Origin of the sequence: Aquimarina spongiae, from assembly GCF_900141785.1 — a bacterium.
In the GTDB taxonomy this organism is placed as follows: domain Bacteria; phylum Bacteroidota; class Bacteroidia; order Flavobacteriales; family Flavobacteriaceae; genus Aquimarina; species Aquimarina spongiae.
This window is the reverse complement of sequence record NZ_FQYP01000004.1, coordinates 430,219-453,864: the sequence shown is the minus strand read 5'-3', so window position 1 is coordinate 453,864 and position 23,646 is coordinate 430,219. Positions and strand designations below refer to the sequence as shown.

The 23,646-nt window shown below is 36.2% G+C and carries 22 protein-coding genes; 15 read left to right on the top strand and 7 right to left on the bottom strand.

The window, feature by feature from the left end; translation table 11 throughout:
- Positions 1 to 53 precede the first annotated feature (53 nt).
- Positions 54 to 1,661: an Ig-like domain-containing domain gene (locus BUE24_RS11665; protein WP_073316219.1), complete on the top strand. Its 1,608-nt coding sequence runs from the start codon at positions 54 to 56 to the stop codon at positions 1,659 to 1,661.
- On the opposite strand, the gene BUE24_RS11660 is transcribed toward BUE24_RS11665, so the two are convergent.
- From BUE24_RS11660 to BUE24_RS11650, 3 genes are all read right to left on the bottom strand, one after another.
- Positions 1,648 to 2,436 carry an amidohydrolase gene (locus BUE24_RS11660; RefSeq protein WP_073316184.1) on the bottom strand — a complete coding sequence of 263 codons (789 nt, stop codon included), beginning with the start codon at positions 2,434 to 2,436 and terminating at the stop codon, positions 1,648 to 1,650. The two genes, BUE24_RS11665 and BUE24_RS11660, sit on opposite strands and share 14 nt — an antisense overlap.
- 208 nt (positions 2,437 to 2,644) lie before the next feature.
- The gene (locus tag BUE24_RS11655) at positions 2,645 to 2,851 is read right to left on the bottom strand and encodes a hypothetical protein (protein WP_073316183.1); all 207 of its coding nucleotides are present in this window, start codon (positions 2,849 to 2,851) and stop codon (positions 2,645 to 2,647) included.
- Between the two features lie 106 nt (positions 2,852 to 2,957).
- Positions 2,958 to 3,149 (bottom strand): hypothetical protein, encoded by a 192-nt coding sequence (locus BUE24_RS11650; RefSeq protein WP_073316182.1) that lies wholly within the window; start codon positions 3,147 to 3,149, stop codon positions 2,958 to 2,960.
- A 358-nt stretch (positions 3,150 to 3,507) separates the two neighbouring features.
- Between BUE24_RS11650 and ileS the strand changes: the two genes are divergently transcribed.
- The 8 genes from ileS (at position 3,508) to BUE24_RS11610 (ending at position 11,737) form a co-directional block, all read left to right on the top strand.
- The gene (gene ileS / locus BUE24_RS11645; protein ID WP_073316218.1) at positions 3,508 to 6,912 is read left to right on the top strand and encodes an isoleucine--tRNA ligase; all 3,405 of its coding nucleotides are present in this window, start codon (positions 3,508 to 3,510) and stop codon (positions 6,910 to 6,912) included.
- 4 nt (positions 6,913 to 6,916) lie between these two features.
- Positions 6,917 to 7,300 (top strand): TraR/DksA family transcriptional regulator, encoded by a 384-nt coding sequence (locus BUE24_RS11640; RefSeq protein ID WP_073316181.1) that lies wholly within the window; start codon positions 6,917 to 6,919, stop codon positions 7,298 to 7,300.
- A gap of 253 nt (positions 7,301 to 7,553) precedes the next feature.
- On the top strand, positions 7,554 to 8,087 hold the full coding sequence (locus BUE24_RS11635; protein WP_084549497.1) for an RNA polymerase sigma factor: 534 nt from the start codon (positions 7,554 to 7,556) through the stop codon (positions 8,085 to 8,087).
- A 4-nt stretch (positions 8,088 to 8,091) separates the two neighbouring features.
- On the top strand, positions 8,092 to 8,883 hold the full coding sequence (locus BUE24_RS11630) for an anti-sigma factor (protein WP_073316180.1): 792 nt from the start codon (positions 8,092 to 8,094) through the stop codon (positions 8,881 to 8,883).
- A gap of 29 nt (positions 8,884 to 8,912) precedes the next feature.
- The gene (locus BUE24_RS11625; protein WP_073316179.1) at positions 8,913 to 9,668 is read left to right on the top strand and encodes a DUF4097 family beta strand repeat-containing protein; all 756 of its coding nucleotides are present in this window, start codon (positions 8,913 to 8,915) and stop codon (positions 9,666 to 9,668) included.
- Between the two features lie 35 nt (positions 9,669 to 9,703).
- On the top strand, positions 9,704 to 10,411 hold the full coding sequence (locus tag BUE24_RS11620) for a DUF4097 family beta strand repeat-containing protein (RefSeq protein WP_073316178.1): 708 nt from the start codon (positions 9,704 to 9,706) through the stop codon (positions 10,409 to 10,411).
- Between the two features lie 52 nt (positions 10,412 to 10,463).
- The gene (locus BUE24_RS11615) at positions 10,464 to 11,084 is read left to right on the top strand and encodes a DUF4097 family beta strand repeat-containing protein (protein ID WP_073316177.1); all 621 of its coding nucleotides are present in this window, start codon (positions 10,464 to 10,466) and stop codon (positions 11,082 to 11,084) included.
- Positions 11,085 to 11,134: 50 nt separating this feature from the next.
- Positions 11,135 to 11,737, top strand: coding sequence for a lipoprotein signal peptidase (locus tag BUE24_RS11610; RefSeq protein ID WP_073316176.1), 603 nt, complete (start codon positions 11,135 to 11,137; stop codon positions 11,735 to 11,737).
- Between the two features lie 13 nt (positions 11,738 to 11,750).
- Here BUE24_RS11610 and BUE24_RS11605 read toward each other — a convergent pair whose 3' ends face one another.
- The 4 genes from BUE24_RS11605 to BUE24_RS11590 are packed head-to-tail and all read right to left on the bottom strand — an operon-like array spanning position 11,751 to position 14,611.
- Positions 11,751 to 12,332, bottom strand: coding sequence for a 5-formyltetrahydrofolate cyclo-ligase (locus BUE24_RS11605; protein WP_073316175.1), 582 nt, complete (start codon positions 12,330 to 12,332; stop codon positions 11,751 to 11,753).
- Complete coding sequence (locus BUE24_RS11600) at positions 12,325 to 13,305, bottom strand: succinylglutamate desuccinylase/aspartoacylase family protein (RefSeq protein WP_073316174.1); 981 nt, start codon at positions 13,303 to 13,305, stop codon at positions 12,325 to 12,327. The genes BUE24_RS11605 and BUE24_RS11600 overlap by 8 nt, the downstream gene beginning before the upstream one ends.
- 5 nt (positions 13,306 to 13,310) lie before the next feature.
- Positions 13,311 to 14,183, bottom strand: a complete 873-nt coding sequence (rimK, locus tag BUE24_RS11595) for a 30S ribosomal protein S6--L-glutamate ligase (RefSeq protein ID WP_073316173.1) — start codon at positions 14,181 to 14,183, stop codon at positions 13,311 to 13,313.
- On the bottom strand, positions 14,183 to 14,611 hold the full coding sequence (locus BUE24_RS11590; protein WP_073316216.1) for an ATP-dependent zinc protease family protein: 429 nt from the start codon (positions 14,609 to 14,611) through the stop codon (positions 14,183 to 14,185). The genes rimK and BUE24_RS11590 overlap by 1 nt, the downstream gene beginning before the upstream one ends.
- A 170-nt stretch (positions 14,612 to 14,781) precedes the next feature.
- Between BUE24_RS11590 and uvrC the strand changes: the two genes are divergently transcribed.
- From uvrC to BUE24_RS11560, 6 genes are all read left to right on the top strand, one after another.
- A complete protein-coding gene (gene uvrC, locus BUE24_RS11585; RefSeq protein ID WP_073316172.1) occupies positions 14,782 to 16,581 on the top strand; it encodes an excinuclease ABC subunit UvrC in 1,800 nt (599 codons plus the stop codon).
- A complete protein-coding gene (locus BUE24_RS11580) occupies positions 16,581 to 18,866 on the top strand; it encodes a patatin-like phospholipase family protein (protein ID WP_084549496.1) in 2,286 nt (761 codons plus the stop codon). The genes uvrC and BUE24_RS11580 overlap by 1 nt, the downstream gene beginning before the upstream one ends.
- A 171-nt stretch (positions 18,867 to 19,037) precedes the next feature.
- Positions 19,038 to 20,195 (top strand): homogentisate 1,2-dioxygenase, encoded by a 1,158-nt coding sequence (locus tag BUE24_RS11575; RefSeq protein WP_073316171.1) that lies wholly within the window; start codon positions 19,038 to 19,040, stop codon positions 20,193 to 20,195.
- A gap of 160 nt (positions 20,196 to 20,355) precedes the next feature.
- Complete coding sequence (gene hppD, locus BUE24_RS11570) at positions 20,356 to 21,495, top strand: 4-hydroxyphenylpyruvate dioxygenase (RefSeq protein WP_073316170.1); 1,140 nt, start codon at positions 20,356 to 20,358, stop codon at positions 21,493 to 21,495.
- Positions 21,496 to 21,889: 394 nt separating this feature from the next.
- Positions 21,890 to 22,669, top strand: a complete 780-nt coding sequence (locus tag BUE24_RS11565; protein ID WP_073316169.1) for a DUF3108 domain-containing protein — start codon at positions 21,890 to 21,892, stop codon at positions 22,667 to 22,669.
- The gene (locus BUE24_RS11560) at positions 22,670 to 23,635 is read left to right on the top strand and encodes a tryptophan 2,3-dioxygenase family protein (RefSeq protein ID WP_073316168.1); all 966 of its coding nucleotides are present in this window, start codon (positions 22,670 to 22,672) and stop codon (positions 23,633 to 23,635) included.
- Positions 23,636 to 23,646 lie beyond the last annotated feature (11 nt).

Sequence of the window (23,646 nt, the reverse complement as noted above, 5' to 3'; positions counted from 1 at the left end):
TTTTGTTTTTCAAGATAGTTGTTTCTTTGTGTCTTAAAATCAATGTTGGAGAAATGAATAAAAGATTAAATTGGTTATTGGCCCTTGTGTCGCTATTTATCCTAATCTTAGGTTGTGCAAAAAAGGGCACAATAAATGGTGGTGAGAAAGACGAAACCCCGCCAGTCTTTGTAAAGGCATTTCCTCCTAATTTTTCTACCAACTTTAAAGATTCTGAAATCCGAATATATTTTGATGAATACATCAAATTAAAGGACGCACAAAAACAGATCATCGTATCACCTCCTATGGATCCCAAACCCACAATTAGTCCATTGGGTGGTGCTAGTAAGTTTGTTAAGATTAAATTTCTGGACACTTTACTACAAAACACGACGTACAGTATCAATTTTGGAGAGAGTATAGAAGACAATAATGAAGGAAATACACTTCCTTTTTTTAGATACGTTTTTTCTACAGGAGACTTTTTGGATTCTTTATCTGTAAAAGGAACCATTAAAGATGCCATAAAAAAGGATGTAGAATCCAACGTTACGGTTGCTCTTTATGAAATTGACAGTACCTATACAGACTCTAGTGTATACAAAACCGTTCCAAGATATGTAACCAATACCTTGGATAGCGTTTCTTTTAATTTCTTTAATTTGAAAGAAGGGAAATTTAAACTGATTGCTCTAAAAGACAATGCAGGTAATTACTTATACGAACCCAAACAAGACAAAATAGGGTTCTATGAAGAGACCATTTCTTTACCAGAGGACACTGCCAAAGTATTCAACATAAGCGTTTTTAAAGAGGTTCTGGATTTCAAAGCGCTGCTCCCCAAACAGATATCTAAAAATGAATTTGTTTTTCCTTATGAGGGAGAATTAGATAGTATGAAGATCAAAATGCTAAGTGAGGCTCCGGATTCTTTACAGACTCGCATTATCCCCGACAGAGAAAAAGACTCTTTACATTATTGGTTTAAACCCTTTTTTGAAGTAGACTCATTAGTATTTGAAGTCACCAACACCAATTATAAAGACACACTAATCCCAAGATTTAAAGATCAATATAAAGACTCTTTGCAACTCTCATCTTCTGGCACTTCCCTGAAACCAGATAAGAACTTTATGCTGTTTGCTAATACTCCTATGGAAAGTATCAATCAAGAATTGATATCGCTTACCGATAAGGACACTATAGATATTCCCTTTTCAATTGGGTTAGATAAAGCACTTAACGAAGCCAAACTGATTTTTGAAAAAGCAGAAAATAATACGTACACTCTGGAAATGCTCCCAGAGGCGATAACCGATTTTGTTGGCAATGCAAACGATTCGCTTAGTTTTACCTTCAGAACCAAAAAAATAACAGATTACGGGACTATTTTCTTGACCTTAGAAAATGTAGATCAATATCCTGTTTTGGTACAGCTAACCAACGAAAAAGGAGATGTAGTTGTAGAAAAAACTGCTGTAGATCCAAAAACATTAGTCTTTAACTATCTCGACCCTGCCAAATTTTTGATTCGAGTTATTTTTGACAACAATGCCAACGGGAAATGGGATCCAGGAAATTTTCTGAAAGGATTGCAACCAGAACGGGTAAGTCATTTTCCTGAAGCGATTGAAGTAAGAGCCAACTGGGAGATCAAACAAACTTTTATTCTTGAATAATCTGGAAACGATCTGCATCTTCAAGAAAAGGAAGTTTTTTTCTCGTCGTTTCGATGTGTACTTTATCCAGATTAACGTATAGAATAGTTTCTTTTTCTACAGGATTTTCCTCGAGTATCGAATGGCCTAATACATCATACACTGCAGTGTGTCCATTATATTCGTAACCTTTTCCATCTAGTCCTACTCGGTTTACTCCCGCACAGTAACACATATTTTCTATAGCTCTTGCTTTAAGTAACGCATCCCAAGCATTGATTCTCGGTTTTGGCCAACTGGCTACGTACAGCAAAAGATCATAATCACTGGTATTTCTAGCCCACACCGGAAACCGAAGATCATAGCAAATTTGTGGTTTGATTCTCCAGCCTTTATACGAAATAATTACTTCTTCTGACCCCGCGGTAAACACCTCATTTTCTTTTGCCAAAGTAAATAATTGATGTTTGTCATACGTTTGTAATTTTCCATCCGGAAACGCAAAAACAAAACGGTTATAATATCTGTCATCCTCAACAATAATGATACTTCCGGTAATCGCACATTTTTTTTGGGTTGCCATTCCTTGAAGCCATTTCACCGTTTCTCCATCCATAGATTCTGCTACATCAGCAGCATTCATTGTAAACCCAGTGGTAAACATTTCGGGTAATACAATAAGATCAACCTGATCCTCTATAGTGCTGATTTTTTGAGCAAATGCTGCTCGATTCTGAATGGGGTTTTCCCAAGAAAGATGGGCTTGTATAAGTGCAAGACGCAGATACTGATTCATGGTTTAAAATTAGTAAAATCAAACTACATTAAGCATCAATAATAAAGTTAAACTCATGTAAAAAAACCCTTGCAACAGGTATTGCAAGGGTTCATACTCACTAAATCATAGATAATTTCACACTTAAATAACCTATGGTTACTTTTATAACTGTTTTTATCAATGATTATTTTGTAATATGTCCAAAAATATTACAATATCTTACGACCTACACATATCTACATCTACCAAAACCGTCAGATTCTCCTCGGGAGCAGTAAAAACCTCCATTTGGATAAATGTCGTCAAAGAAACAACAACATGTATTTCTATCTCTTAAGTAACAGAATCCAGGTCCAAATCCCCCGTTAAGTGCTTCTTGTTCGTCTTTGTTTAATCGCTTTACACCGTTTACGTTTAAAATGTTTTTTAGCATGATTTTAAATTTTAAAAGTTTCTAGAATAAGCCCAAACTTTTAAAGACACTTGGGCAGTGTGTCTTCAGTCAAAGTACTTTGCCTTTTTATATATTGTTATGAATGCTAACCTAAACATGCAATCCCTTGGTTACATTTCGCTACCCTGCAAACCTCTCTCCCAAATTTGGTAGGCACACAACACAAATCACCTTGTTGGTAACATCCTTCATCATCTGCCCAACCCGCTTTGAGCATGCGTTGTTCATATTTGCTTAATTGCATTGCTCCCTGTATTCTTAGTATATTTTTTAGCATTCTTTTTGTGTAAAACATGTATTTATACCACTATAAAAGTGATAGGTCAAAGAAAATTCTTTGCCAGAAGAAGATGTATAACACATGTTCCAATTTCAGGTACAGATGTTTCTAGATGAAGTGAATTGCTTATGGGATAAAAAATATGAAGGGATTAAGGATAAGGATCATCCTGCTTTTACCTACCCAAAAAGATTCGACGTAGCATAGCTATAAAAACTACGATTTTTGAAAAAAAGATTACCGCAGTGTTAAAAATCAGTAATACCGCTGTATTTATTGCATTTCCATGGCTGATTTCTGTCTTGAATTTCCAGAAAATCCTTATTTTCGCAAACTTAATAGAAAGAACGATAAAATGAGCACTAAGTTTCCTGAGTATAAAGGACTTGACTTACCTGAAATAGCTGATCAAATACTAGATTTCTGGCAACAGAATAATATTTTCGATAAAAGTATTAGTGAGCGTGAAGGAGCCGAACCATATGTATTTTTTGAAGGTCCACCTTCTGCCAACGGTCTACCTGGTATACATCACGTAATGGCGCGTGCTATTAAAGATATTTTTTGTCGTTACAAAACACAAAAAGGATATCAGGTAAAACGTAAAGCCGGTTGGGATACACATGGACTACCTGTAGAACTTGGTGTTGAGAAAGAACTTGGTATTACCAAAGAAGATATCGGAACCAAAATATCTGTAGAAGAGTATAATGAAGCCTGTAAAAAGGCCGTAATGCGATATACAGACATATGGAATGATCTTACTCAAAAAATTGGATATTGGGTAGATATGGATGATCCTTATATCACCTATAAACCTAAATACATGGAAAGTGTATGGTGGTTACTTTCTCAAATCTATAAAAAAGGATTACTGTATAAAGGATATACCATCCAACCGTACTCTCCCAAAGCAGGTACGGGATTAAGTTCTCATGAGTTGAATCAACCAGGGACGTATCAGGATGTAACTGATACCACAGTTACTGCCCAATTTAAGGCTAAAAAAGAGACACTTCCTGATTTCTTGAAAGATATCGAAGGAAATGTTTATTTCCTAGCCTGGACAACAACTCCATGGACGCTTCCTTCAAACACCGCATTAACGGTTGGTCCAAAAATAGATTATGTAGTTGTAAAAACATTCAATCAGTATACTTTTGAGCCAATCAATGTGATATTGGCCAAAAACCTGGTTGGGAAACAATTTGGAGGCAAATTCGTTGCAGTTGAAAATGAAGAAGAGGTTAACGCTTTCAATCAAGAGGACAAAAAGATACCTTACTTTATACTAAAAGAATTTAAAGGAATTGATCTGGCCGAAACTCGATATGAGCAACTATTGGATTTTGTACAGCCTTATCACAATCCTGAAAATGCATTCAGAGTAATTACAGGAGATTTTGTAACTACAGAAGATGGTACTGGTATTGTACACACTGCACCAACATTTGGTGCCGATGATGCTTTTGTAGCCAAACAAGCTCAACCAGAAGTACCGGCTATGTTGGTTGAGGATGACAATAACAATCTGGTTCCTTTGGTTGATCTTCAAGGTAGATTCACCAAACATGTGGGTGAATTTGGAGGTAAGTATGTAAAGAATGAGTATTATGATGACGGCGAGGCACCAGAAAAATCTATCGATGTAGAAATTGCCATCAAACTTAAAACAGAGAATAAAGCATTCAAAGTTGAAAAGTACTTGCACAGTTATCCAAACTGTTGGCGTACCGACAAACCGATTTTATATTATCCGTTAGACTCTTGGTTTATTAGAGTTCCTGATTTTAAAGATCGTATGCACGAACTTAATTTAGGGATCAATTGGAAACCAAAAGCAACCGGGGAAGGACGTTTTGGAAACTGGCTGGCAAACGCCAATGACTGGAATTTATCTCGTTCGCGTTTCTGGGGAATCCCATTACCTATTTGGAGAACAGAAGACGGAAAAGAGGAAATGATCATAGGTTCTGTAGAGGAGCTTAAAAATGAAATGGAGAAAGCTGTTAAGGCTGGTGTATTAGACACCGATGCTTTTCCTGATTTTGTGATTGGGGATATGAGCGAAGCTAACTATGACAAGATCGACCTTCATAAAAACGTAATCGATAGAATCACCTTGGTTTCACCATCAGGAAAACCAATGAGAAGAGAAAGTGATCTTATCGACGTATGGTTTGATTCTGGATCGATGCCATATGCTCAATGGCACTATCCTTTTGAGAACAAGGAAAAAGTAGAGCAAGGAGAACGAAAAGCAGATTTTATTGCAGAAGGAGTAGATCAAACCCGAGGATGGTTCTACACACTGCACGCTATAGCAACAATGATATTCGATGATGTTGCTTACAAAAATGTAGTTTCGAATGGGCTTGTTTTGGATAAAAACGGACAAAAAATGTCCAAACGTCTAGGAAATGCTGTAGATCCATTCGAAACCTTAAAAACTTATGGGCCGGATGCCACAAGATGGTACATGATTAGTAATGCTAATCCATGGGACAATCTGAAATTTGATATCGAAGGAATCGCAGAAGTACGAAGAAAATTCTTCGGAACCTTATACAACACCTATTCTTTCTTTACACTTTATGCCAATATCGATAATTTCACCTATGCTGAAGCTGACATCCCTCTAGCCGATCGACCAGAGATAGATCGATGGATTTTGAGTGAGTTACATACGCTTATCAAAAATGTAGACGCTTACTATAATGATTACGAGCCTACAAAAGCTACTCGAGCTATATCAGATTTTGTACAGGAAAACCTAAGTAACTGGTTTGTTCGCTTGAGTCGAAGAAGATATTGGAAAGGAGATTACCAACAAGATAAAATTTCTGCATACCAGACTTTGTATACCTGTATGATCACAGTAGCTAAGCTAGGAGCTCCTGTTGCGCCATTTTTCATGGATAGACTGTATAAAGACCTGATCGCGGGTACAGCACAAGAAAGTCATGAAAGTGTGCATTTAGCACATTTCCCAGAATTTAAGGAAGCATATGTTGATAAAGCGCTTGAGCATAAAATGCAAAAAGCACAAGCTATATCTTCGTTAACTTTATCGTTACGCCAAAAGGAAAAGATAAAAGTACGTCAGCCCTTACAGCGAATTATGATTCCCGTATTGAATGATGCAGAAAGAAATGAGATAAACGATATCGCCGGATTGATAAAAAGTGAGGTAAATGTAAAAGAAATTGAGCTTATTGATGACGCTTCAGGTATTTTAGTGAAACAAATCAAGCCAAATTTCAAAACTTTGGGCCCTCGTTTTGGAAAAGATATGAAATTGATTGCCAACGAGATACGTTCTTTTGATCAGGAAACAATCAAAATTCTTGAACAAACTGGCAGTTTTGATATAGAAATTAATGATAAAATTATTACTTTAGGAACAGACGATGTAGACATAAGCTCTCAAGATATCGAGGGCTGGTTGGTTGCTAATTCTGGTTCTTTGACCGTTGCTCTTGATGTAACAATCACTCCTGAACTTAAAAAAGAAGGAATTGCAAGGGAGCTTGTTAACAGAATCCAGAATATCCGTAAGGATAGCGGTTTTGAAGTGACTGATAAGATAGAAATCGTGTTTCAGGAGAATGAAGCAGTTCAAGAAGCGATAACGACCAACGAGGCTTACATCAAAAACGAAACCTTAACCGAGACAATTGAGTTTGCGACGGACGTAATAAATGGTACAGAAATTGCGTTTGATGACATTGCAACCCAATTGATAATAAAAAAACATTAAGAGTATGGCAGAAGACATCAAAGTAAGGTACAGCGATAAAGATTTAGCAATGTTCAAAGAAATTATCGTTGACAAAATGGAGAAAGCACAGAAGGATTTGGAATTGTTGAGAAGTGCTTATAAGAATGATGGAAACAATGGTACAGATGACACCTCTCCTACCTTTAAAGCTTTTGAAGAAGGAAGTGAGACCATGTCTAAAGAGGCAAATACGCAACTTGCAATACGACAAGAAAAATTTGTACGTGATCTTAAAAATGCATTGTTACGTATAGAAAACAAAACCTATGGTATTTGCCGTGTTACAGGAAAACTTATAAATCCTGAACGATTAAAACTAGTACCTCACGCTACATTAAGTATAGAAGCCAAAAACATGCAGAGTTAATTGCTTTGCAAAAAACATATGCTTCTGGCAAATTTTAAACAGCATAAAACTACTTAGGTAAAATCAGCATAGTTCTCTTAAGTAGCTAAAGTATCAGTGCCCTTTTGTAATGAAATACAGAAGGGCATTTTCTTTTATACTCCTTTACATTTTTTGACCTTTCAGAAAAAAAGTGAATCTTTTTTATCTTATGTGTAACCTTTTTAAAAAACGGAGGTATTACAAATAGAAACCGATCAAAAAGAGTAACATCTTGAAACAACTAACTGACGAAGAAATAATGATTAAGGTATCTCAAGGAGACCTCGACATGATGAGGATGCTATTTGATAGATACCACCTCAAAATCTTTAATTTTTTGTTGAAGATGACAAGAGATCGGGTAATTAGCCAGGATATTACACAAGAGGTATTTTATAAAGCCATTAAATATAAAACCTCTTATAAAAATGGAAAATTTTCTTCCTGGATTTTTACCATAGCACGAAATGTGTTTTCAGATCATTATCAAAAAAGTAAATCATCACCAAAACGATTAGATGATTTTGAATATAAGACCATGAGTGAAGAAACGGATCATATTGAGCAAAATGAAGTCAAGCAGCAGCTCGACCAGGCATTAAATCAGTTAAGCGATAGTGATCGAGAACTAGTCATTATGAACCGTTATCAAGGAATAAAATATAATGAAATAGCCGAAATCGTTGGTTCTACAGAAGGTGCCGTAAAAACCAAAGTCCACCGAGCTATACATAAACTAAAAGGATATTACCTCCAAAACGCATAAAGCTATGAATTGCAAACAAATAGAAGAATTACTGATCGATTATATAGATCTTAATTTAGACGAGGATGTACATAAAGAAGTTGAAACCCATATTGCACAATGTGAAGATTGCAAGGCTTCTCTACAAGAACTCAAAGTGTTGTTTGGAGCGATTGATAGCGAACCCTTAGAAACACCTGATGCTGGTTTAGCATTGAATTTTGAAGAAATGCTACAAAAGGAAAAGGAAACTCTTAGCGATCCGAAAGTAGTGAAATTGAACGCTGCATCCAGTTCGCATTGGAAAACAGCATTGCAAATAGCAGCTACTATAGCACTGGTATTTACAGCATATTTCTTTGGGAAATCTCAGAACAATGAAACCCTATCTCAAGAAGTAGCGGTTTTGGAAAAAGAAAAAATTGAATTAAAGCAAACGATGACCATTTCGATGATCGAAAATCAATCGGCTAGTAAAAGACTTCAGGCGGTAAACTATGCTGAAGAGTTTGAAAAACCAGGAAATGAAATTCTAAAAGCTTTAATCAACAAAATGCAATACGATGATCATATCAATGTGCGTCTCGCTGCAGCAGAAGCACTTGCAAAATTTGCAGATTCAGAAATGGTCCGTAAAGCACTAATCAATGCTTTGGAAACAGAAGAAGATCCAAGCATGCAAATCGAATTAATTCAAATATTAGTTTCTATCGAAGAAAAGCGCGCAATCCCTTCTATGGAAATGTTACTTCAAAAAGAAGAAACACCAGATTACGTGAGAGATCAGGTTAAAATAGGTCTCCCAAGTTTAATTTAAAAGCAGTCAAACAGTCAAAAAAAGAACAGATGAAAAAAATAGCACTTATAGCAGTATTACTTATCACTGCATGTAGCCTAACCGCTCAGGATTTTAATCAATCACTTCAAGGGGTAAAAAAAGTAAAGATCAGCTCCCCTTCTGGAGTAGTAATAAAGGCTCAGAATCAAAATGAAATAAAAATTAATGGCGAAGGGCGAGAAATGCCCGAAAAAGCAAGAGGCTTAAAAGCCGTTTATGCGGGAGGTAGCGATAATACCGGATTAGGAATCTACGTTCAAAAAGAAGGAGAAACACTAGTGGTAAGAAACTTAAAAGGTATGCATAGCGAGGTACTTCAAATTTTTCTACCAAAAACTGTAAACATCACTATCGAAAAGAGCAATCTGGGAGATGTAGAAGTCAAAGGATTCTCTTCAGAAATAGAGGCAATGACTAATGTGGGTAATATGACATTTAGAGATGTTACCGGGCCTATCGTAGCTAAAACCGCTACGGGAGAAATCAATATCATTTTTACCAAAGTTAGTCAGAACTCTCCAATATCTCTGGTTTCAGCAACAGGAGCTATCGATGTAAGCTTACCATCAAGCACACCGGCAAACCTTGAGTTAAAAACCACAATGGGAGAAATTTATACAGACTTTGACATCAAATTTCCTTCAGACGACGAAAACATGAAAATCGTAGCAGGGAAAAGAGCCATCAAAACCCAATTAAATAGCGGAGGTGTAGAAATCAGCCTTAGATCATCAACAGGTAACATCTATCTCAGAAAACAGTAAAAGAGGTCATTATTCAATCAAAAACAACAAACAACATGAAAAATCTAATAACTCTAGCGATACTATCCTTGTTCGTAGGTCAAGTATTCGCACAAAAGGTAATCGAAAAAGAGATCAATACTTCAGCAGATCGTGTAAAAGTAGAATTCAAATTTGCTGACGATATTAATATCAAAACCTGGGACAAAAACCAAGTATATCTCAAAGCAGAAGTACAAATCAATGGCGGTCAATTTGATGAGTATTTTGATCTGGAAATCAACAATTCCTCTTCGGTTTTGGATATCAAATCAAGCTACGGTGATCTATTTGATAAATGGAAAAAAGAAAAAAAATCCAAAAACAACTGGGGTCCTTGCAACAATATGGATATAGATGCCAATTATACCTTGTATCTACCAAAAAGCTATAAGCTTACTATAAAAAGTATCTCTGGTAGCGTGGCTTCTGAAAATTATAGAGGAGAACTCGAGGTAGACATTATTAGCGGAAATATCGACATCAAAAATTACAATGGGACCATGGATCTTAAAACCATTAGCGGAGATATCGATATCAATATTGCAAAATCGAAACTAAAAGCAGAAACCATCTCTGGGATGATTTACTCTGATAAAGACCTCAATTTTGATCAAGGTAAAAATCGAATTGTAGGTAGTAAAGTAACAGGTACTTTTGGGGATCCTCAAAGTGATTTGCACTTAAAAACGATAAGCGGAAACATTTTTATCCGTAAACAGTAAGAACTCGTATATCTTTTTTATAATTCTAGAGAATTTAGTTACCTTGAAAAATATGAGGTGGCTAAATTCTTTGCTTTTATTTGTATTGTTCTATTTCCAGGTACATGCTCAATCCTCTTTTGATCGTACTATTGCCTCCAATGGGTTTGAAGAAGTTGTGATTACTCTACACAACACATTCCAGATTGAAATTACTAGTGCAGAAACATCTAATATTACCTACAATGCAATTTCTGAAGGAGAGTATCAAGACCACTTACTTATCAGAAGTACTACAAAAGAAAATAAGCTGTATCTACAGGATGATGTTCAGCCATTTTCACAACATCACAATGATAAGCTTAGCGCTCACAAAGTATATGCTGTAAAAGTGGTATTACAAATCCCTTCACATCTTAAAGTAACGGTAAAATCCAATACGGCTTCCTTAAAGATCGTTGGTGGATTCAAAAATTTATTTGCAGAGTTTAGTGCTGGCAATTGCATCTTAGAGGCTTATCAAGGTCATGCAACCATAAATACTATTGCAGGAGATATTACGCTATCTACAAAAAATGCGACCGTTAAGGCCGCTACCAAAACCGGGAAAATTCGTTCTCAGGATATCTATGGACCCTACAAAATCAATTTAACCTCTATAAGTGGAGACATAAGTGTTTATAAAACAAAATAAAACACTATTTTTGTCCGTCACTTTTATTACCTGTAATAAACGGTATATCTATGTCCTTGAAGAAATCTATTTTAGTTATCGTTCTGGTTCTGCTTATCGACCAAATTTCCAAATTTTATATAAAAACACATTTCGCATTACATGAAGAGGTAAGAGTCTTTGATTGGTTTAGAATTGTTTTTGTAGAAAATAAAGGTATGGCATGGGGGTTTGAACTACCAGGCAGCTATGGTAAATTGGTACTTACTCTTTTCCGATTGGTTGCCATTACTGGGATTGGATATTGGCTATATGATTCTGTTCGAAAAAACAGTCCGATGATACTCACTTTTTGTATTGCATTGATCTTTGCCGGTGCTTTTGGTAATATCATTGATTCTATCTTTTATGGAATCCTTTTTGAAGAAAGTACTGTGAGTAATGTCGCAACCTTTTTACCAGAAGCTGGTGGATATGAAAGTGTTTTTTATGGAAAAGTGGTAGATATGATTCAGTTTACTTTTTATGATGATATCTTACCTGATTGGATTCCTGTTTGGGGTGGAAAACACTTTTCGTTTTTTGATCCTGTTTTCAATATTGCCGATTCTGCAATAAGTGTTGGTGTGTTCTTATTGATCATTTTTAACAAAAAGGCATTCCCAAAAAAATAATCCTTTTAGTTCCTTATTGTTTATTTTCTTTATTGAATTTGAATATCTCGGATGGGGTAACACAAAAATCTAAGGATACATCCTCTGAAGTGCTATCTTCAATCTTATCTTCTGGCGGAAAAAATGAAAGTCCGACTTTCACGGTATCTGGATGACAACTCTCTAGAAACCTATCATAAAATCCTTTGCCGTATCCCACTCTATTTCCATTTCGATCATAAGCCAACAGTGGAATAAAAACAACTTCTATTTGGTGGTTCGCAATCGGTATTCCATCCACAGGTTCGGGAATTCCCAAAGAATTTACTTTTAAAGGGGTAGTATCCGTAAGCAAAAAATTCTCCATGGTATAGGTTTCAAAATTACTTTTTGAAACCACTACATGTTTATCTTTTCCTTGTAAGATATGAAGTATAAATTCTGTATTTAACTCTTTTTGCTTTTGTATGGGTAAGAAGATATGATAAAAGCTACTGTCCCATATCAGAAGCTCTAATGCTTTGTTGGCGATATCCATACTCATTGTATCGATCTCATCGGTACTCAATAGGGATCTTAGCGTTTTATATTTTGACCTCAACGCCTCTTTATTCATCTTCTAGGGCTTTGGTAATTCTAAATATCGCATCTCCTTTGTACACAATCGGAGCTTCATTTACATTGATCACATACCCATCATTACTTGCTTTTACCACGTGCCTCATTTTTCCGTAGGGATCTGTGATAGTCGCCAGAATCTCCCCTTTTTCAACATGCTTGCAAATCGGTATTTTAATATGCAACAATCCGCTGTATTTGGCTCGCATCCAAGAACTCTTATTAATCACAATACTTTCGGCATGTGCCTCAGGCACTTCAAAAGTAGGCTTCAGCATTTCTAGGTGATTAAGAATACGCATCACTCCTTTTACGCCTTCTACCGCAATATCTTTGCTGCTGTTTTGAGATTTCCCTCCTTCAAATAACAAAATATCTATGCCTTTTTTGGCACAAGTTGATCGATAAGAACCCTCAAGGTTTTTGGAGTACAGAATAAAAGGAGCGTTAAAAACTTTGGCCAGACCTACTAACCGTTTATTCTTTTGATCTACTCGGATATGTGGTGCATTAAATCGACTTGCTCCACCGGTATGAAAGTCCAAACAAAAATCTACTGAAGGAAGAATCTCATTTACGAATTGATAGGCAAATCGACTTGCCAGTGAACCATTTTTGGTTCCCGGAAAAACCCTGTTTAAATCTCTTCCATCGGGAAAGAAACGATCCATATTCAAAAACCCAAATACATTAAGTACGGGGATACATATAATGCTTCCTCTATCTGGTTTGTTGATTTTCTTGGCAATAATTTGTCTTACAACTTCGACTCCATTAATCTCATCTCCATGAATTCCCGCGGTGATTAAAACCGTTGGCCCCGGCTTTTTTGAGCGTTCTATAATAATAGGAATTTCTACTTTGGTCGATGTATATAACTTGGCAATATTAAAGTTGATCGTAGTACTTGTTCCTAGTGGCACCTCATTTCCTAAAATGCGTAAAATATCTTTTTCCTTACTTTGTGTCATGTACCTTATACGCTTCTTTCTATATATTTTATGATCGACTTTGCGATATCTTTACCTGTCACCCCTTCGATTCCTTCTAGGCCTGGAGATGAATTTACCTCCAAAATCAATGGCCCTCGGTTACTTTGCAGCAAATCTACACCGGCAACTCCCATTTTCAAAGCTTTGGCCGCCAAAATAGCTGCTTGCTCTTCGTGCCGACTCAATTTGATCAATTGGGCAGTGCCTCCTCGATGCAAATTGGATCTAAACTCTCCTTCTTTACTCTGCCGTTTCATTGCACCTACCACTTCACCATCAACCACAAATGCTCGGATATCTGCTCCTTTGGCTTCCTTGATAAACTCCTGAACAATTACCCGTGCTTGCAATCCATTAAAAGCCTCCAGTACCGATTCTGCAGCTGTACTTGTTTCAGCCAGAACTACTCCTAATCCTTGAGTACCTTCAAGAAGCTTAATAATTAAAGGAGCTCCCCCTACATGAGATATCACCTCAGAAATATCTTTGGAATAGTTGGTAAACACTGTCTTCGGAAGCCCGAGACCAGCCTTTGATAATATCTGCAAACTTCTTAGTTTATCTCTAGATTGAACCAGCGCCTGGGATTTTAAGGTGGTAAACACATTCATCATTTCAAACTGTCGAACCACCGCAGTACCATAAAAGGTAATCGAGGATCCAATTCTCGGAATCACTGCATCTACATGATCGAGACGACGACCACGATAATAAATCTCTGGCTTTTGCCGCTCTATAACAATATCACAATTAAGTGGATCGATTACCTGGACATTGTGTTTTCTTTTTACCGCTGCTTGAACAAGTGCATTGGTCGAATACAAACTCGCACTACGCGACAAGATCTTGATATTCATTACAGTTTTTGATTATAACTCTGATTTTCTAATTGAGGATCTACCAAAAATTTTCCGCTCAAGAACCTACGCCCAATAAGCAATGGAAAACGCATATCGTCCCTTGGGGATAGGTTTAAAGTTATCGGATAGGTTTTTTCGAATACTGTAATTTGTGTTCTGATCGCATACCGCATTTCTACCTTACCGGTACTACTTTTTACCGCAGAGATATCATAATTTTTAAATGTAAATTTCTTACCATTATACTCAGGATGCGTAGCATCCAGAAAACTACATTGTAATGTTTGATCAATCTCTTTTATAGCAACGCAATGAATAGAAGAAGTATACGCTCCTGTATCGACTTTGGCATCGATATCATTTAATTCGAGTAGCGGGAAATCCACCTTATCCGTCCTGCCAATTATTTTCTTTTCTTTTTTCAAAAAACTGAATTGGAATAATAGGACTACTAATGTAATAAAAATCGGGTTGTATTGTACAGAATTAAGTATTTTTAATAAAAACCCTTGTGATTCGATAGGATTTAACAAAAATTAAACCTTAAAGATATAGGTACCAATCTAGGTAAACTATTAAATTTACCCTTCGGAATATGCAACAACCCTCACTAGACATACAGATCAAAACCTTACCTAATTTACCAGGGGTATATCAATACTACGACAAAGATGATAAACTGTTGTATGTAGGTAAGGCCAAAAATCTTAAGAAAAGAGTATCCTCGTATTTTACCAAAAATCACGACAACTACAAGACCAAAGTATTAGTCAAAAAAATTCGAACGATCAAACACATTGTGGTCGATACCGAAACCGATGCTTTACTTCTTGAAAACAATCTGATCAAAAAGTATCAACCCAGGTTTAATGTGATGCTCAAGGACGATAAAACCTATCCATGGATTTGCATAAAAAAAGAGCGATTCCCTAGAGTATTTCAAACTCGAAACCTGATCAAAGACGGTTCTGAGTATTACGGGCCTTACACCTCGGTCAAGACGGTACAAACCTTATTAGAATTGATCCGTGGGCTATATCCTATAAGAACCTGCAACTATGATTTGTCTCAGGATAAAATCGATGCCGGAAAATACAAAGTATGCCTCGAATATCATTTAGGAAACTGCAAAGGACCTTGTGAAGGGTTACAAGAGGAAAAAGAATACAACGACAACCTCAATGCCATACGACAAATTATAAAAGGAAACTTTAAAGAGTCCTTGTCTGGTTTTAAAGAACAAATGGTTGATCATGCTGCCAAAATGGAATTTGAAGATGCCCAAAGCATCAAAGAGAAAATTGACGTTTTGGAAAAATATCAGGTTAAATCTACTGTAGTAAATCCAAAGATCAGTAATGTTGATGTCTTTTCGATCTTGTCGGACGAATCGTACGCTTATATCAACTTTCTTCAATTGTCTTATGGTGCCATAATTCGATCTCACACTACCGAAATCAAGAAAAAATTAGAAGAATCAGACAAAGAACTTTTGGAACTAGCCATTATCGAGATTAGACAGCGCTTTGGTTCTACATCCAAGGAAATATTTGTGCCTTTTGATGTTAATGTGGGAGAAGAGATTAAAATCACTATCCCTCAACTAGGGGATAAGAAGAAAATTGTAGACCTCTCTTTAAGAAATGCCAAATACTATCGCCAGGAGCGGTTCAAGCAAATAAAGATCATTGATCCGGATCGGCATGTAAAACGATTGATGGCCCAGATGAAAAAAGATCTTAGATTGCCAGAAGAACCCAGACATATCGAATGTTTTGATAACTCCAATATTCAGGGAACCAACCCTGTAGCTGCGTGTGTGGTTTTTAAGAATGGTAAACCTAGCAAGAAAGAATATCGAAAATTCAATATCAAAACTGTAGAGGGGCCTAATGATTTTGCTTCCATGGAAGAGGTGGTGTATAGAAGATACAAACGATTATTAGACGAAGAGCAACCACTACCACAATTAGTCATTGTAGATGGAGGTAAAGGACAGCTATCCTCGGGATTAAAGGCCCTTGATACTTTGGGATTACGAGGTAAAATTACCATTATCGGTATTGCCAAACGGCTTGAAGAAATTTATTATCCAGGGGATTCGATACCACTCTATCTGGACAAGAAATCAGAATCGCTTAAGGTGATACAGCATTTACGTAATGAGGCACACCGATTTGGGATTACTTTTCACAGACAAAAAAGAAGCAAAGCTGCATTGAATACCGAGTTAGATGATATCCCAGGAATCGGGGAAAAAACAGTAGTCGAATTACTGAAGCACTTTAGATCGGTTAAACGAATACAGGAAGCCGCAAAGGATGAACTTGCTCAAGTAATAGGAGATTCTAAAGCAACCAAAATATATAATTACTATCTTTCTAAAAAAGAATAATGGTGACCCATACCCACACCCCTTCCCATTTTCTGATTAGCGTACTGTTTTTTATAGTGCTCTTTACAGAAACATTGTGGTCACAAACTACAGCAGTTCAGGATTCCCTAAACCTTACCGACCAAGAAGATGTAAAAGTTGGATTGGTTTTAAGTGGTGGCGGTGCCAAGGGGTTGGCTCATATCGGTGCACTCAAGATTATAGAAGATGCAGGTGTACGTATTGATTATATCGGTGGTACCAGTATGGGAGCTATTGTGGGAGCACTTTATGCTTCTGGATACCGCGCCAAAGAATTAGATTCTATTTTCAGATCTGTAGATTTTGATGCATTTATCCAAGATCAACTTCCCAGAGCTGCCAAAACGTTTTATGAAAAAGAAGATTCTGAAAAATACGCAGTAACCCTTCCTTTTGATAAGTTTAAAATTGGCCTTCCCAAAGGGCTATCAAAAGGCCAAAATTTTTACAACCAATTTTCGCAATTCACCGCACACGTAAATGATGTTCACGACTTTGATCAATTACCTATTCCCTTTTTCTGTATGTCGACCAACATCGAAACAGGAGAACAGGTTATACTCGATAAGGGATATCTACCAGAGGCTGTAGCGGCTAGTGGAGCGTTGCCTTCCATTTTTAGCCCTATTGAAGTGAACGGAATATTAATGACAGACGGTGGTGTTTCTAATAATTATCCTATTAGAGAAATTAAAGGAAAAGGTGCAGAAATCGTGATTGGTATAGACGTACAGGATTCATTAATGCCAAGGGATCAACTCAATTCGGTAACCAATATCATGCTTCAGATTAGCAATTTCAGAACGATCAATGCTATGAAGGATAAAGTAGATGAAACCGAAATCTATATAAAACCTTCTATTATGGATTTTTCGGTGATGTCTTTTGATAGAGCTGACGAAATTATGGCTAGCGGTGAGAAGGCCGCTTTTTCGAACTATGAAACCCTGAAAGATATTGCCGGAAGTCAAAAAACTACAAGACCAGATATTGAAATTCCTAAGAATGCCGAAACTTTACTAATCAACAGTTTGTCTATAACAGGAAACGAAAGATACACTCGTGCGTATATCAGAGGGAAATTAAAATTAAAAACACCATCTGTAATTTCTTACGACAAACTCAATGAAGGTATCAATAACCTTTCGGGAACCGGAAACTTTGATCGAGTAAGTCATCGATTAATTGATCATGAAGAAGGAAAAGAGCTTGCTCTTAATGTAAGAGAAACCGAAAACAAAATGTTACTGCGTTTTGCATTGCATTATGACGACTTATACCAAACCGCTGCTCTTGTTAATGTGACCCGCAAAAGTTTGTTATTTAATAATGATGTTCTCTCCCTGGATGTGGCGTTGGGGGATAATATCAGATATAATCTTGATTATTATATCGATAAAGGATTTTATTGGAGTACTGGGCTTAAATACAGCTACACCAATTTCACCAAAGCGTTTGACTTTAGTTTTATCGGACAGTTTGGCGAAATCCCAAACCTGGGGATTAATACCATCGACATTGATTATACCGATTTTAATCTTCAATTCTATGCAGAAACCCTGTTGAACCAAACTTTCTCTGTTGGGTTGGGTGCAGAATATAAACGCCTACGGATCATTTCTGAAACTTTTGGTGAAGACGAAAACCAAATTCCTAGAACCGTTTTTGATGATAGTGATTATTGGAGTGCTTTTGGTTATTTCAAATTTGACACTTACGACAATAAATATTTCCCCTCCAAAGGAATCTTGTTTGAAGGAGATATACATACCTATTTATTCTCTTCAGATTTTACCGACAGTTTCGACGAGTTCTCCATCGCAAAAGCACAATTGGGATATGCTAGACCAATTACGGATAAGATTTCGATGAATATTGCTTTTGAGGCGGGAACCAAAATTGGAAATAATGCGATTAATTCTCTGGATTTTCTATTAGGAGGTTTTGGTGCCAAAACCATTAATAATTTTATCCCTTTTTATGGCTATGATTTTTTGGGAATAACCGGAAGAAGTTTTATGAAAGGACTTGTTGCTGTAGACTATGAAATATTCAAAAAAAATCATGTAAATGTTGGAGCCAATTTTGCTAACGTAGGCAACAAACTATTCAGCACAGGTAGATGGTTTGAAGAACCTGAATTTACTGGTTACGCTCTAGGATATGGCCTGGATACCTTTGCAGGACCCATTCAGGTAAAATATACCTACTCCCCAGAAGTGAAAGAAAGCGAGTGGTTCTTTAGTGTAGGTTTTTGGTTTTAAGAGATTCTCACGCAAAAGAATAGAAATATTTCCGATATTTGTACTGTTATGAGTTTGTTTTGGCAGGATTTATTACTACTGTTACATTACCTTATTAAACGTAATCCGGAATAAGGCCTACACTCTTTTTGTCTTAAAAAAAGTAGTGTTAATACCTTAAATAAAATCATCATGCCTTTTTATCATTCTTTAGGAACAATTCCACCTAAACGCCATACGATCTTCAAAAAGCCGGATGGCAATCTATATTACGAACAATTATTTGGTACCATCGGTTTTGATGGCATGTCTACAAACATGTACCATTGTCATCGCCCTACTCAAGTAAAAGAAATCAAAGGGAGCTATAGTGTTGCTCCAAAAATCGCAATAGCAAACAATATCAAATCGTATCGATTTCATGGTTTTAAAGTACAACCTGAAAAAGATTATTTACAGAGCAGAAAAAATGTATTGACCAATTCTGATGTAAGCATCATTTTGGCTGCTCCTCAAAATCCTACAACGGATTATTTTTATAAAAATACAGATGCCGACGAGCTTATATTTATCCACAAAGGAAGTGGGAAATTTAGAAGTCACCTGGGTAACATCGATTTCAAATACGGCGATTATATCTTAATCCCAAGAGGAACCATCTATAAACTGGACTTTGATACTAAAGACAACCGTTTATTTATTGTAGAATCAAGAAGACCTATTTATACTCCAAAAAGATATCGCAACTGGTTTGGTCAATTGTTAGAACATTCTCCTTTTTGTGAGCGGGACCTTAGAGCCCCCAATGAATTAGAAACCAATGACGAAAAGGGAGATTTTTTGATCAAAGTAAAAAAACAGGATGAAATTTTTGATATGATCTATGCCACTCATCCATTCGATGTTGTGGGTTATGATGGTTTCAATTTCCCTTATGCTTTTTCTATACATGATTTTGAACCAATAACTGGTAGAGTACATCAACCACCACCAGTACATCAAACTTTTGAGACAGATGCTTTTGTGGTGTGTTCTTTCGTACCAAGATTATACGATTATCATCCGCAAGCGATCCCTGCGCCATATAATCACAGTAACATCGATAGTGACGAAGTGCTATATTATGTAGATGGTGATTTTATGAGTAGAAACGATATTGATGCCGGACATATTTCTTTGCATCCGGCGGGAATACCTCATGGACCACATCCAGGAGCAGTAGAACGCAGTATTGGCCAGACCAAAACCGATGAATTAGCAGTAATGGTAGATACTTTTAAACCGTTAATGGTTACTCAGGAAGCTATGGAAATTGCTGACGAAAGTTATCATAAATCATGGTTAGAGTAAAACCACAGAATAGTAAAACCATGCTTAATAATAGAATTGATATTACACCACATTTGCGAGCCATGTGGTAAGTTGTTTCTCATTTTTTAATCCTTATTGATTTGGAGATAATACCATTTCTGAATCTCATTATAACTATTAATTACGAAATAACAATATTATGTCGACCAATATAACACCACAGAATTTAGAAAAAGTGGTTCCACAAGCAGAAGATTTTTTGCCTTTGTTAGGAACAGATTATGTAGAACTTTATGTAGGTAATGCCAAACAGGCAGCCTATTACTATCAGACCGCATGGGGTTTTGAACCCGTTGCATATGCTGGACTAGAAACAGGAAAAAAGGATAGGGTTTCCTATGTCCTACAGCAAGACAAAATACGATTGGTTTTAACTTCTCCTTTGCAACCAGACGGGGAAATCAACAAACACATCAATGCTCACGGTGATGGAGTAAAAGTTGTAGCCCTTTGGGTAGATGATGCTACCAAAAGTTATAACGAAACTGTAAAACGTGGTGCCAAATCATACATGGAACCCAGAACTGAAGAAGACGAGCATGGAAAAGTGGTATTTTCTGGAATCCACACTTATGGAGAAACAGTGCACATTTTTGTAGAGCGCAAAAATTACAAAGGCGCGTTTTTACCCGGATATATGGCCTGGAACAAACCTTACAAAACAAAATCCGTAGGTTTGAAGTACATCGATCATATGGTAGGAAACGTGGGATGGAACGAGATGAACAAATGGTGTGAGTTTTATGCCAAAGTAATGGGCTTTGCTCAATTAGTTTCTTTTGACGACAAAGATATTTCTACCGAATATACTGCGCTTATGAGCAAAGTAATGAGCAACGGTAACGGGCGAATTAAGTTTCCAATCAATGAACCAGCTGAAGGGAGAAAAAAGTCTCAAATCGAAGAATATATAGAGTTTTATAACGGTGCAGGAGTACAACATATCGCTGTTGCTACCGATAATATCATAGAAACGGTTTCTGAACTTCAGAACCGTGGAGTGGAGTTCTTGACCGTTCCGGCAACGTATTACGATACTGTATTAGATAGAGTGGGTGAAATCGATGAAGATCTACAACCATTAAAAGACCTTGGTATTTTGATTGATCGTGATGATGAAGGGTATTTACTTCAGATTTTCACAAAACCGGTGTTAGATCGACCTACCATGTTTTTTGAAATCATTCAAAGAAAAGGTGCACAATCCTTTGGAAAAGGAAATTTCAAAGCACTTTTTGAGGCCATTGAAAGAGAACAAGCCCAACGAGGAACTTTGTAATTATATCTGATTTTTAACATTTCGGATATTCTAATAAAGAGTGTTAATATCTTGAGAAAATTGAAAAATTATGGATTTTCATCTAAATTTTTGTTAAAATTCATAATAAAAAAACGTTTTCGTTTGATAATTATTCAAAAAAAGTTGATTTTTGTAATATGAGTGGAGTGGTTACCACTTATATCTAAAACAATAATTATTCTCATAATTTAAGTTTTTAGTTGGTTAATAAAAGTAAAAAAGAGAGCTGTGGTGGCTCTCTTTTTTGTTCTTTTTATATTTTGATAACAATATTCATTTTTAAGTAATTACTTTTAATACTACTTTTGGAATATTTATTGTAATCATCTAGGGTATAATACATCTTAGGTGAAACAATTATAATACCCAAACTATGAAAAAGCTTATCCTACTATTCATTGCCGTTTTAGCATTTTCTTCTGCTATAGCACAAGAGAACCATCAAGCTTTTGAATCTGGAGAATGGTTTAAATTCAGAATCCACTATGGCTGGTTTACTGCAAGTTATGCCACCTTGCAAGTAAAAGATGAAACACTAAACGGCGTACCTGTTCATCATATTATTGGAGAAGGAAAATCATCGGGAGTCCTTAGTCTCTTTTTTAAAGTTGAAGACTTATATGAAACCTATATCGATAAATCCGAAGTAAAACCCTATCGATTCATTAGAAAAATTAATGAAGGAGGGCATACCAAGGATATCGAAATCAACTTTGATCATAGTCAGAAAAAAGCTCTTGTTTTCAATAAAAAGTACAACACCAAAGAGACTTTCCCTGTAAAATCCAATGTGCAGGATATGATGTCTTCTTTTTACTATCTAAGAAATAGTATTAATACCACTTCTCTAAAAAAAGGTGATGAACAATTTGTAAATATGTTTTTTGATAACGAAAACTACGTTTTTAAGTTAAAGTTCTTAGGAAGAGAGGTTATTCGAACGAAAATGGGTAAAATTGCATGTTTAAAATTTAGACCTTTTGTACAAGCGGATAGAATTTTCAAAGAAGAAGAAAGTATGACCGTTTGGGTGAGCGATGATGATAATCGCATGCCGGTAAGAATTAAAGCCGACATCCTTGTAGGATCTATCAAAGCAGATCTGGATGCGTTCAAAGGTCTAAAACACCCTTTTAAAGTTGTTGTAGACTAAATGAGCGAACCGGTTAATCCAGAAATTGCAGAAAAACTAAAGCAATTAGAAACTAAATTCAAGAACTCAGGTCAAGATCTGGGATCTTATCTTGATGGGTTACTTCATGATCGATATTTGACCTATTGGGATTATATCCATTTAGACACCTTGCTTAGTCTTCAAATCCCCAGAACTCATTTCCCTGATGAAGAAATTTTTATCACCTATCATCAAATAACTGAGCTTTATTTCAAACTTATTATTCATGAACTAAAGCAAATTATAGATGATAAATTACAGAATGCGGCTTTTTTTACAGCCAAACTCGATCGTGTAAATCGGTATTTTAGGGTATTGATTAACTCCTTTGATGTGATGATCAAGGGGATGGATCGAGATCAGTTTCTAAAATACAGAATGTCTTTACTACCTGCCAGTGGGTTTCAATCTGTTCAATTTCGATTGATTGAAATTTACTGTACTCCTCTTGTCAATTTGGTAAATACCAAAGAAAGGGATCAATTTTCTGAACAAGATCCGTTGGGAGAGGTTTTTGAGCATCTCTATTGGAAATCTGGAGCTACCGACGCCGAAACCGGTGAAAAAACACTTACTTTAAAGCAATTCGAATATCGATATACTCCTAGGATGATGCGTATTGCTAAACAAGTACAACACTCAACTATTTTCCATAAATACCACGAACTACCAGAAAAAGAGCAAAATAATGTGCACCTTATCGAAGCATTGCGTACTTTTGACACCAATGTAAATATTAATTGGTTATTAATGCATATGGGTGCTGCCTACAGGTATCTTAACAGAGATAAAGGTGAAGTACTTGCTACTGGAGGAACAAACTGGAAAAGTTTTTTACCTCCTAGTTTTCAAAGAATTATGTTTTTCCCGAATTTGTGGAGTGACGAAGAGAAAGAAAACTGGGGGCAACAATGGGTAACTCATCAATTTAATACCAAACAATAAAATAGTCATCA